Source organism: Streptomyces sp. SID13666 (assembly GCF_010548325.1).
Classification (GTDB): domain Bacteria; phylum Actinomycetota; class Actinomycetes; order Streptomycetales; family Streptomycetaceae; genus Actinacidiphila; species Actinacidiphila fildesensis.
The window spans coordinates 49,653-60,890 of record NZ_JAAGLX010000016.1; the positions used below are offsets into that span (position 1 = coordinate 49,653).

The 11,238-nt window shown below is 63.6% G+C and carries 9 protein-coding genes; 7 read left to right on the forward strand and 2 right to left on the reverse strand.

The window, feature by feature from the left end; all coding sequences use genetic code 11:
* Positions 1-622 precede the first annotated feature (622 nt).
* The 6 genes from G3I60_RS21430 (at position 623) to G3I60_RS21455 (ending at position 8,118) form a co-directional block, all read left to right on the forward strand.
* Positions 623-2,068: a radical SAM protein gene (locus G3I60_RS21430; RefSeq protein WP_164295033.1), complete on the forward strand. Its 1,446-nt coding sequence runs from the start codon at positions 623-625 to the stop codon at positions 2,066-2,068.
* Positions 2,069-2,147: 79 nt separating this feature from the next.
* Entirely contained in the window at positions 2,148-2,897 is a 750-nt protein-coding gene (locus G3I60_RS21435) for a class I SAM-dependent methyltransferase (RefSeq protein WP_164295034.1), read from the forward strand.
* Positions 2,894-3,979 (forward strand): hypothetical protein, encoded by a 1,086-nt coding sequence (locus G3I60_RS21440; RefSeq protein ID WP_164295035.1) that lies wholly within the window; start codon positions 2,894-2,896, stop codon positions 3,977-3,979. Before G3I60_RS21435 ends, G3I60_RS21440 begins: the two co-directional genes overlap by 4 nt.
* 54 nt (positions 3,980-4,033) lie before the next feature.
* Positions 4,034-6,499 (forward strand): leucine--tRNA ligase, encoded by a 2,466-nt coding sequence (leuS, locus tag G3I60_RS21445; protein ID WP_164295036.1) that lies wholly within the window; start codon positions 4,034-4,036, stop codon positions 6,497-6,499.
* A gap of 215 nt (positions 6,500-6,714) precedes the next feature.
* The gene (locus G3I60_RS21450; protein WP_164295037.1) at positions 6,715-7,269 is read left to right on the forward strand and encodes a GNAT family N-acetyltransferase; all 555 of its coding nucleotides are present in this window, start codon (positions 6,715-6,717) and stop codon (positions 7,267-7,269) included.
* Positions 7,270-7,410: 141 nt separating this feature from the next.
* On the forward strand, positions 7,411-8,118 hold the full coding sequence (locus G3I60_RS21455; RefSeq protein ID WP_164295038.1) for a restriction endonuclease: 708 nt from the start codon (positions 7,411-7,413) through the stop codon (positions 8,116-8,118).
* Positions 8,119-8,250: 132 nt separating this feature from the next.
* On the opposite strand, the gene aspS is transcribed toward G3I60_RS21455, so the two are convergent.
* Together aspS and G3I60_RS21465 are read right to left on the reverse strand one after the other, a co-directional pair.
* Positions 8,251-9,573 (reverse strand): aspartate--tRNA(Asn) ligase, encoded by a 1,323-nt coding sequence (gene aspS / locus G3I60_RS21460; protein ID WP_164295039.1) that lies wholly within the window; start codon positions 9,571-9,573, stop codon positions 8,251-8,253.
* Positions 9,574-10,196: 623 nt separating this feature from the next.
* Positions 10,197-10,487, reverse strand: a complete 291-nt coding sequence (locus G3I60_RS21465) for a hypothetical protein (protein WP_164295040.1) — start codon at positions 10,485-10,487, stop codon at positions 10,197-10,199.
* A 92-nt stretch (positions 10,488-10,579) separates the two neighbouring features.
* Between G3I60_RS21465 and G3I60_RS21470 the strand changes: the two genes are divergently transcribed.
* Positions 10,580-11,236: a helix-turn-helix domain-containing protein gene (locus tag G3I60_RS21470; protein ID WP_164295041.1), complete on the forward strand. Its 657-nt coding sequence runs from the start codon at positions 10,580-10,582 to the stop codon at positions 11,234-11,236.
* Positions 11,237-11,238: the final 2 nt, after the last annotated feature.

Here is an 11,238-nt window from a genome sequence, read left to right on the forward strand (position 1 = left end):
GCCCACGGCCCGCTGACCAGCGTGCTGACACGCGGGCACCTGCGTTCCGTCGCCGCGTTGTCCTGGCCTTGTGGAGCTCACGGACACGCACTGTGTCGGCACACACCGCGCGCTGCTCCAGCTGCCCGCTGAAGGCACTGCACCATTCGCCGCGCACTCGAATACGAGACCACTCAACTGAATCAACGTCCTGAGATCGAGACGGTCCGCATTTAGCACATCTCACCGATCTGTCAAGGAGTCGCGCGAAGGAACCTACGGACAAGATGTCCGCTCACAGAGCGCGCGCAATGGAAGGGTCTCCTCACACCCAGTTGCGAGAGGGTCACACCCAATCACTCTCGATGGGGTTGCGCCTGTGCGACCTGGCGCCTCGAAGACATGGCTCGCGTAGCCATCTGTAGTTGGAAGAACGCCGTACTAACGAGCCCGCAGATCAGCACGCGTCCTGCCGACGAAGAGAACGGTGGCCACTCCCAGAGGGCACTTCGCACACTCTTCGGCGGATTCCTGCACACGGCTTACTGGCCGGGTGCTCCCCCTCAACGTCGTCACCGCAATCCCGTACCGCATCACACGGCGAGCCGGACGTTGAGGCGAAGCCTCTGGAAGGAGAGCAAGCATGACAGTCACAACTGAAGGCTTGGCAAACATCCAGGAAAAGATCATCCGGGAGAACTTCGAGAGGTCTGGACCGTTCTTCCTGAGCCGGGACCTCCACCCGATGCTGGACTGCGCCTGCGCCCCTGAGTTCGCGACGTACAAGGCTGCGGGCAACGACATCGACGCCGGCCTGGACGTCCCGCTCAGTGTCCCGTTCAACGCGAAGCTGCGGGAGGAGTTCTTCGGCGGGATCCTGTTTGACCGCGATCAGCACCGGCACTTCATGGTGGATCACACGGCCTACGGAATCCTTCGCGAGGCGGCCCAGGGACGCAGGACCGGACGAGAACTGCTGGACTTCGCCGACCACACAAACGATGCGTCGGAAGTGCGGCAGACCCTCGGGTCTTTGCTCCAGAACAACCTGCTGGGGCCACGGGACACGGACACGGACACGAGCGTCGAGCACTTCGCAGCCCGCGATCTTTCGCTCAACTACCTGCAGAGTCCCATCATCGTCGAGGTCGAGGTCACGTACGGCTGCTTCCGCGCTTGCCGCCACTGCGCCTATGAGTCCTCGCCTGAAGCGAGGATTCCAGGAGAGCTCACCGCTCCGCAATGGGGCGCGATCTTCGGCAAGCTCGCTGAGGCCGGAGTGCTGATCGTTCAGCTCACCGGGGGAGACCCCTTGTTCCGAGACGACTCCTTCGACATCGTGGAGGCAGCCGATGCGGCCGGGCTGAGCGTCTACATCCGCAGCGATACGGCAGCGTTGAACATGCAGAGCGTGGAAAGGCTCAAGGCGCTCCGTGGCCTGTGGCACGTCGGTACGAGCATCGACGGCGCGGACGCTCAGACGCACGACTGGATGCGCGGCCGCGGAGCCTTCGACATGCTGCGCGAGCGGGTGGGCATCCTCGCCGCAGCCGGCATCCCGGTGGCCGCAGGAGCCACCCTCCACAAGAACAACCACACCACTGTCCGGGAAATCGGACGGCGGATAACCGAGTTCGGCGCGAAGTGGTTCGACATCGGCTTCCTTTCGCCGGTCGGCCGAGGCGTCAACCTTCGTGACCTCGTCCTCGACGATGGAGAGATCCGGGCCAGCCTCGACCTCTACCTCCAGGGCGTACGTTCTGGCGACTACACCCCGTCCCACAGCCACTACGTCCGCCGCGGGCAGGCTAACCAGCCCTTCGCTGACTTGACGGATCTCGTCGACAAGCTGCCGTACCTGACGGAATGGCCCTTCAGCCGCATGCGCCTTGACCCGACAGGTTCTTCCTACACCGCAGGAAAGCTGAAGGGTTCTGACTTCTCAGGTGGCTACAACCTGCAGGACAACGCCCTCGCGCACATCTGGGACAACAGTCCGAACCTGGCGCAGTTGCGAGAGCTTGGCGGTGGTGGCCGCATCCACAGCCTCGACTACCGGCTCCTGAGGTCGAGCCACGAGTTCATGTAGGTCCGAAGCCGCTGTCCTCGTCGCTGGCCCGGACGGCACGTCCCGCCGGGCCAGCGGCTCCCCGCGTAAGGAGAAGACGATGGCAAGCTTTGAATTCCCAGGCAAGTACTACGAGATCATCAGGCAGGACTTCCGCAACCTGGAGGCAGAGAGCTCCTTCTTCGCTTCCTACCTGCCGGCGGGTGGCCGCGTCCTGGATCTCGGCTGCGGAACTGGAACCAACCTCCGCGCCCTCCGCAACCTTGGGTACACCTGCACAGGCGTGGATCAAAGCGAAAACTTCATAGAGTTCGCCAAAGAGTCCGGCGGCAATATCCAGTACATCCACTGCCGCGCCGCCGACTACGAGACGGAGGGGAAATTCGACCTCATCTACGCCGTATTCGTCACCCTCAACTATCTCAAGCGTGACGAACTCGGAAGGCTACTGACCAAGGCTCGCGAATGGTTACGGCCGGGCGGTCGATTCGTTGTCGACATCGGCCACATGCTGAACTTCGTCGACAACTACCAGCCGTATATCGTCGCCCACCACCGGAGCGACGGAATCCTGATCACTCGACTCATCCGACATGCGGTGAATGCGCACACCGCTAACTGGCGACACGAGGAAACCATTCTTGTTCGAGAGAAGAATGGGCAGGTCTCAATGTACGACAACTTCTTCGACCAGCTGGCGCTGACGGCCCCGGAACTTCGCCAGCTATTAAAGGACGCTGGCCTCTCGGTCACCGAGGAATATGGAAGCTTCCAAAAGGTGAATCCGTCACCGCTGGGGAAAGGCCATCTCATATTTGTCGCCACGGCTAATGAAGATCCAAGTTCGTGACGCCGTGGATTAGCTCAGAATTCCCTACCGGGAACGGGCTCATCAGCCAGGTCGGGACGTATGAGTTCGTCGTCGATCGTGATTTACGAGATTCCACAGGGGACCGCTGGTACTGGCACGTACGGCTGCATGCGGAACGCGACGCCCTTGTGCGGATTCGCCTGGCACGCCCACTGCTGATCGGCCAGTTCGGACCTGTTGTCAGCAGGGCCGGAACACGTGATTGGCTCTGGGCGTCACCGGGACCCGACACCGCTTTCGACGTCCCTCTGCCCGGCCGGACGACGGTTGGGCTCTCCGCAACCATGGCATACGGGCTGCAGGAACTTGAGGCGTTCCGTGCCAAGTTGGGAGAATCGGTGGTGTGGCAATCCCTGACGGGCAGTGAAGGCGGCAGCGATGTCCCCGTGATCATAGTTCCCCATCCGAAAGCGGAGAACCTTGTGTTGCTCACTGCCCGGCACCATGCCTGCGAGGCCATGGCCTCGTATGTCCTGGAAGGAGCAGTCCAAGAGTTCATTGAATTGAGGCGAGCACGTGACCCTTCCGTCTCTCGCTGTGAACTGATGGCGGCGCCCATCATGGACATGGATGGCGTCACTCGCGGCGATCAAGGAAAGGCTCGAAAACCGTGGGATCACAATCGAGACTACGGCGTTTCGAGCACGTACCGATCGGTATCCGCGCTACGCAACAGACTCGCGGCGGACGGCCGAAACACGTACGCGCTGGACCTTCATACGCCTGGCCTGCGCGGACCCATGGAAGAAGTATCTTATGTGGTCTCCTCCGGGGATCCTGGAGATTACGAAACAGCCCAGGGGTTCCTGGGAACGTTCAATTCTCTCCATGGCGGGTGTGACTTCAAGGCGCCTGAAGTACTCCTCTTCGATCACGACTGGAACTCCGCCTCTTCTCTCTCTCAACGGTGCTGCTCGGCTTGGCTCCGGAGCCGGAAGGATACGCGTATCGCGCTAACCATCGAGTATCCCAATGCGGTTGTCCAGGGCGTGCCGGTAACCGAATATCGAGCCCGGATGTTTGGGGCACTCTTATTGCGGACGCTCATTGCTCAGATGTGATAGAATGCGCGCCACCTATATAGCCCGGTAGGTTCGTCGCGGAATAGGATTCCAATGACCGAGCTCAACCCATCGCCGCAGTTCGATCCTCGTGCGATCGAAGAGCGTTGGCAGACACTATGGCGGGAGGAGCGGACGTGGGAAGTGTCGAACACGTCTGCTGCCGACAAGAGGGCGTACGTCCTTGAGATGTTGCCCTACACGAGCGGGGAACCGCACGTAGGCCACCTCAAGAACTACGCGGTCGGCGACGCGGTAGCCCACTTCCTGCGCAGGCAGGGCTACTACGTGCTGCATCCGATGGGCTACGACGCATTCGGGCTACCGGCAGAAAACCACGCGATCCGCACAGGGAAGCACCCGCGGGTCTCCACAGACGAGTCGATCGCCTCCTTCCGCGAGCAGTTCAAGCAGTGGGGCATCTCCATCGACTGGAGTCGGGAGATCAGCACGCATCAGCCCACCTACTATCGCTGGACGCAGTGGATCTTCCTGCAGCTCTTCAAAGCCGGGCTGGCGTACCGCAAGCGGTCCGCTGTCAACTGGTGCCCGTCCGATGCAACGGTGCTGGCGAACGAACAGGTAGTCGACGGGCAATGCGAGAGGTGTGGCAGCCTCGTCGAACTCAAGCAGCTTGAGCAGTGGTTCTTCCGGATCACCGACTACGCCGAGCGGCTACTGAACGACCTTGATGGCCTCAACTGGCCCGCGCACGTCAAGACCATGCAACGCGCCTGGATCGGACGCTCGGAAGGCGCCAGCGTCACCTTCCGCGGCGCCGAGGTAGAACACGAGATCCAGGTCTTCACGACGCGGCCCGACACTCTGTACGGGGCCACGTTCATCGCGCTGTCCCCAGAGCACCCCGACCTAGAGCGTCTCACCGGCGGGACACCGCAGGAAGCCGCGGTCCGCGAGTACGCCAACGCGGCTCGCCGTGCGGGACACAGTGACCGTGGGGGTGATGAGCGGCCGAAGACCGGCGTCATCACTGGCCGGCATGCGATCCACCCGCTCACCGGAAACAAGATCCCCATCGTGGTGACCGACTACGTACTCATGGAGTACGGAACCGGCGCGATCATGGGTGTGCCCGCACACGATGATCGTGACTTCGAATTCGCCAAGGCGCTCAACCTTCCGATCCAGCCCGTCATCGGCCTTGCTGACGGAACGACCCCTGAACTCCCCTACGTAGGGGAAGGTGTCGCCATCAACTCCGCGGAGTTCGACGGGGTGCCCAGCCGAGAGGCAGGCGCCGGGGTCACCGCCAAGCTCGGCGATCTCAGGCTGGGCGAGGCAGTCGTCAGCTATAAGCTCCGTGACTGGCTCCTGTCCCGACAGCGGTACTGGGGCTGCCCCATCCCGATCGTGTACTGCGACGGATGCGGACTGGTACCTGTCCCTGAAGACCAGCTTCCTGTCCCGCTGCCCGACGTCGAGGACTACGCCCCAAAGGGCAAGTCCCCCCTGGCCACCGCCGAGGATTGGGTCCACACCGAGTGCCCGAAATGCGGCGGCCCAGGACGTCGCGAGACGGACACCATGGACACGTTCGTCGACTCGTCCTGGTACTACCTGCGGTACTGCGACCCGGACAACACAAGCGCGCCGTGGAGCAAAGAGGCAGCGCGCGCGTGGATGCCGGTCGACCAGTACATCGGTGGGGTCGAGCACGCCATCTTGCACCTCCTGTACTCACGCTTCCTGTGCAAGGCCCTCGCTGACCTCGACTTTCTCCCCGTGCAGGAGCCCTTCGGGACGCTTTTTACCCAAGGGATGATCACCAAAGACGGCGCGAAGATGTCCAAATCGAAGGGCAACACCGTCTCGCCACGGTCGATCGTCGAGAAGTACGGCGCTGACACGGCACGCTGCTACGTCCTGTTCATGGGTCCACCAGAGCACGGCGCGGATTGGGCTGATGAAGGCTTGGACGGCGTTCACAGATTCTTCAAGCGGATCTGGAGGTACACCGACGAGATCACGAGCGCCAACTCCGACCTGATCGGGAAGGCGCTTGACGCTGAACGCGATCTCGCTCTGCGACGGAAGACAGCCTGGGCGATTCAGAAGGTCACCGAGGACATGTCCGGGCGGTTCGCTTTCAATACCGCCATCGCCGCGCTGATGGCGCTGTCCAACGACTGCAGTCGGGCCCTGCAGGACGGCATCGCGAAGAAGACGGTGACCGAGGCGGTCAGCACCCTAGCGTCGCTCCTGCTGCCCTTCGCACCCCACGTTTCCAGTGAGGTCTACCACCGGCTGACCGGGAAGCGAGTCTGGGAAGAGCCGTGGCCCGTTGCTGACGAGGCACTGCTCCGGTCCGAGACAATCCAGATCGTCGTCCAGATCAACGCGAAGACGCGCGCAGAGATGAGCATTCCGTCGGATGCGTCTGAGGACGACATCCGCCAAGCGGTACAGGTTCTTCCTGTCGTTCAGCAGGAAGCCGAAGGCCGCAGCATCAAGCGAATCATCGTCGTTCCAGGCCGACTGGCGAATGTTCTGATCGCCTAGCTGCACCCTCACCGGTGCCGCCATCCACGGTGGCACCGGTGAGCAGCCGCGCGAGCAGGATGTTCCCCGTTCCCATGCCGGCCATGTGCCCTACCCGCTAACACGAGTACCTTCTCCGCACCGTTCTCATGCCGATGCTGGCGCTTCAGACAGCTCTGCGGCGACCCCGAGGCAAGTGCGCCGTGCTCCTGCACCATGAGCTAGGGATGGATTCTGTGACCACGGACAGCCTGGCATCGAGCGACTTACCCGTACTCACTACGGACCGCCTTCGACTGCGTCCGTTCTGCACCGACGACACGGACTGGGTTCTCGACGTCTCGCTCGACCCGGAGATACAGCACTGGGTCAGCCTGCCCATCCCCTACCAGCGTCCCCACGCTCATTACTTCGTCCACAGCATCGCTATCGCCAAGGCCCGCAGCGGTACGGCCGCAGAATTCGCTATCGACGATGGCGTCACGCGGCAGCCGCTTGGCCGGGTCGGCCTGCACCGCAAGCCCGGAGAGTCTGCTGAGATCGGATTCTGGCTGGCCGCGAACGCTCGCGGTTCGGGAGTGATGACGGACGCCGTCCGGGTCGTGTGCCGATGGGGCCTCTCTTCCGCTGGCATGCAGCTGCGCCGCATCGCTTGGCACGCCCGCGTCGGAAACGTCGCCTCCCGTCGGGTCGCGGAGCGCGTCGGGCTCACCATCCACCCGTATACGGAACAGTTGACGTGGCGCGGCCAACCGACCGAAAAGTGCGTCGGCGAGCTGATGGCTCCTTAAACTTTCGGCAGAGGGCCCCTGAGAAGCTTTCCGTGATCAGCGGAAGGGGACCGTTGTTGATCACGGGCCCACAACGCCTTCTTGGCAATGCCGCTATGTACTTCCACACTGCCCATCAGGTTACCGACGGGAAGAGACGCGATGCCGAAGCGCAAGGGTCGCCGCAACAAGGCACAGCGGCAACGCGAACTACGACAACGGGCGACCATCTCCCTGGCCGGCCTCGCAGCTGTGCTTCTCATGCTCTGGCAGTCGCCGTGGCTCCTGCTCGGCATCACCGGAACAGGAGCCGTAGCCGTCGTAACCTGGCGGCTCTGGAAGTCGCACCGGCGGGAACGCAACGGCGACCGTAGCTGGCGCGAACACAACCGGCACATGGAACTGGAACGCTCCATGGCCGCCATAGACGCCATGACCTGGCAGGACTTCGAGCACTACGTCGCCGAGCTATGCCGCCGCGACGGTTGCAGCGACGTCATCGTGGTCGGCGGTTCCGGCGACCTGGCCGCCGACGTCCTCGGCTACATGCCCGACGGTCGGCGCTTGGTCGTGCAGGTCAAGCACTATGCCCCGGACCGCAAGGTTCCCAGCGGGGACATGCAGAAGTTTGTCGGCATGGCCTTTCACGAGCACCGCGCGGACGTCGCGCTGTTCGTAGCGACCTGCGAGTACGGCAAAGCAGCACGGGAGTTGGCGGTAAAGCACCGCATCGTCGCGCTGAACCGCAACCTGTTCGGTTCCTGGAATAGCGGGGCCCCGCTGGAATCGCTCTTGCCCTTGAGCGGGGCCGGCGGCGGAGTGCCACGTCGTCGACACCCCGTACGTAAGCGCCACGAAGGCTCGTCCTGACCACTGAGAAGGTGTTGATCGCAGCCCATCAGCGATCAAGACATGGCCCGAAACCTCGGAGGCGAGGGCTCGGAGGATGCGGAAGCCCACCGCTGCGCCCTCCGAACCCGCTCGTCGATATCCCCAAACATCCTATGGGGTGAGGCGGTTCGGTCCACGGAACAGGAATGTGGCCTCGCGGATCGATTCCAGGCCCAGCATCACCATCAGTACTCGGGCGAGTCCCATCCCCAGACCGCCGTGCGGCGGGCACCCGAACCGGAACGCGTTGAGATAGTCCTGCAGCGGCTCGGTGCTCATACCCTTCTCCGTAGCCTGTTTGAGCAGCACGTCGTAGCGGTGCTCGCGCTGTGCCCCGGTAGTGATCTCCAGACCCTTCCACAGCAGGTCGAAACTGAGCGTCACGTCCGGCTGACCGGCCGGGCGCATGTGGTAGAAGGGCCGGATGCTCGTCGGGTAGTGCGTGATGAACACGAGATCGTGCCCCACCTGCTCCCGCATGTGCGCGGCGATGCCCCGCTCGCCCTCCGGGTCCAGGTCCTCCTTCAAGCCTTCCGGGTCCCAGCCCTTCGCCCGCAGGATCTCCTGGGCCTCGGCCATGGTGATCCGGGGGAACGGCGTAGCCGGCACCGCGACCTCGACGCCGTATGTCTCCCGGATCGCCTCCCCGTGGACCTCAGCGACCTTGCCGATGGCGTGGGTGAGCATCTCCTCCTCGAACGCCATCACGTCCTCGACGTCCCTGATCCACGCCAGCTCGACGTCCACCCCCGTGAACTCCGTCGCGTGCCGGGACGTGAACGACGGCTCCGCCCGGAAGACCGGGCCGATCTCGAAGACCCGGTCGACGCCGGCCGAGATCGCCATCTGCTTGAAGAACTGAGGTGACTGCGCCAGATAGGCGGAGCGGTCGAAGTAGCCGAGCTTGAAGACCTCAGCGCCGGACTCCGAGGCGGTGCCCATCAGTTTCGGGGTGTGCATCTCGGTGCAGCCATGGGCGTACGCGTACTCGCGCATCCCTTGCTCAAGCGTGGTCTGTGCAGCGAACAGCAGCCGCGCCGTCTGTCGCCTGCGTACATCGAGGAACCGCCAGTCAAGGCGCTGCTCCAGGCCAGTGTGCTCGTCGATCGGCAGCGGGGCCTCGGCGCGGTTCAGAACTTCGACGGACTCCGGAATGATCTCCAGGCCGCCGAGCTTCACCACCGGGTTGTCGACCACCCGGCCCGTGATCCGTACGGCGGACTCGGTGGTCAGATGCTCCAGCTCAGCCTCGATCGCGTCGCCGTGACCGCCCCGCTTGTGGGTGACCTGGGCGATGCCAGTGTGGTCCCGGACGAGGATGAATTGCATCTTGCGCTGCAGGCGGTGGGTGTTCACCCAGCCTGAGATTGAAACGCTTTGACCGAGGTGTTGCCGCAGGTCAGCGACCAATACCCGGCTCGTAGTGTGGATCATCGCAGCCCTCCAGGAGCGTCGTCATGATCCCTTGGGAGCGTGGGCGAGAAGGGTACTCGCGGTGCCACCACGCCTTTGCCACCGCCAGAAAGCGGCGACCTCATTCGTGCCCGATGACGGGGGCCGGCCGGCGGGGCATGAAACCCGAAGGTCGTTCCTCCCCGCGCTCAGGAGGGTCTTCGCCAACGGGTGCGAGGCTGCCTTCCCAGCTACTGGCAGCTCTCTCTGCTCGCGTGACCCGCGACTACTCGTCTCCATCGACGCGTTGCACTCGAGAATAGGGCCACCGTTTTGACCGCGGCAATGGCATTGGGCCGCAGGGGATGATCTTCACCCACGGGTGATCATTTGCAGGCACACGTCAGGATCTTCAAAGGGCACGCCCCCAAGGTCGCACCACGTGTTGACTCGCGGTCCTCACGATGCCGTGCCAGAACAGCGCCGCCGAGACCTTGCTCGTGCCCGAGGTGAACGGGCCCTCGGCGTACAGCAGCCGGCAAGGACTTGTCGCCCGCTGTGCATAACGCAGGACCGTCGCCCTCAGCCCTGAGGATCTCCGGCGTTGCTGGCATCTCTCGGCATCCCGCGCCTCAAACCAGTTCCCAACCCAGTGGAGTTCGCGCCTATGCGCACAGACTGTGGTGCTCGCCAAGCCTGGCTTCGGACTGGCTATCCTCCGGCCGTTGGCTCTCCAGCCCGAGCAGCTTCAAGAGGTCGGCAGTGACGACCCGGTAGGCGTTCCCGAGCCGCAGCACCTTGACCGGGTACTCCCCTTGCCTGGCGAGCCCGTACCCCGTTGAGCGTCCGATCATCAGCGACCGGTTAGCGGTGTCGAGATCGATGACCGCCGGCAGGGCGAGCAGTTCTGCGCTCGTCAGCCCCCGCATCGCACGAGAAGAACTAAGTGCCTCCATGACGCCCTCCTAGGGATATTTCGTGCCACTGGTTGCGCCAAAGGTGTATCACGGAGTTGCAGCAGCACGATCTTTCGACATAAAGTGCAGTCATGACCCTTGATAGCTGGCCGGCGGCATTCACGGCCCGAGTAGCCCAACAGATGCGCGAGGCGCGCCGGACCGCCGGCCTCACCATGGCGGAGGTCGCCCAGGGCTGCACCGACCGCGGTTTGGAGTCCACCGAGCAGTCCATCAAGAATCTGGAATCCGGGCGTAAGGCCAGCATGACGATCGCCGACTTCGTCGTTCTGGCCGATGTCCTCGGTGTCCCGCCGGTCTCCCTGCTCTTCCCCCTCGGCACCGCCGCCACCGTGGAGGTCCTTCCCGGCCGCGAGATGCCCACCTGGGACGCGCTCGCGTGGTTCGCCGGTGAGACCCCCATGGAGCAGCCAGCCGCTGAGGGCACAGCCCGGGACCTGCTTGATGTGTTCCGCAATCACGGCGACCTCGTGGCTGCCGCGATGGCCTCCACCAATCTGGCTAAGGATCGGCGGCGCACGGCGAGCACCACCTTGGATCGTGCCCGCAGAGTGACGCTTCTGGAACGCGCGGCGGGCTACGAGGAGCACGCCTTCGAGGACTGCCAGGAGCTGCGCGTCTTCCGCGCCCGGATGAACGAGCGCGGGCTCGTGCCCCCGGCCCTGCCCGGCCAGCTTGCCTTCGTCGACCAACCCGGCCCCGAGAGCGACCAGGAGCACAGCGAGTGAAG

Coding starts and splice junctions, on each gene's coding strand:
- G3I60_RS21430 (WP_164295033.1), top strand. CDS start 623: ATGACAGTCACAACTGAAGGCTTGGCAAACATCCAGGAAAAGATCATC.
- G3I60_RS21435 (WP_164295034.1), top strand. CDS start 2,148: ATGGCAAGCTTTGAATTCCCAGGCAAGTACTACGAGATCATCAGGCAG.
- leuS (WP_164295036.1), top strand. CDS start 4,034: ATGACCGAGCTCAACCCATCGCCGCAGTTCGATCCTCGTGCGATCGAA.
- G3I60_RS21455 (WP_164295038.1), top strand. CDS start 7,411: ATGCCGAAGCGCAAGGGTCGCCGCAACAAGGCACAGCGGCAACGCGAA.
- aspS (WP_164295039.1), bottom strand. CDS start 9,573: ATGATCCACACTACGAGCCGGGTATTGGTCGCTGACCTGCGGCAACAC.
- G3I60_RS21465 (WP_164295040.1), bottom strand. CDS start 10,487: ATGGAGGCACTTAGTTCTTCTCGTGCGATGCGGGGGCTGACGAGCGCA.
- G3I60_RS21470 (WP_164295041.1), top strand. CDS start 10,580: ATGACCCTTGATAGCTGGCCGGCGGCATTCACGGCCCGAGTAGCCCAA.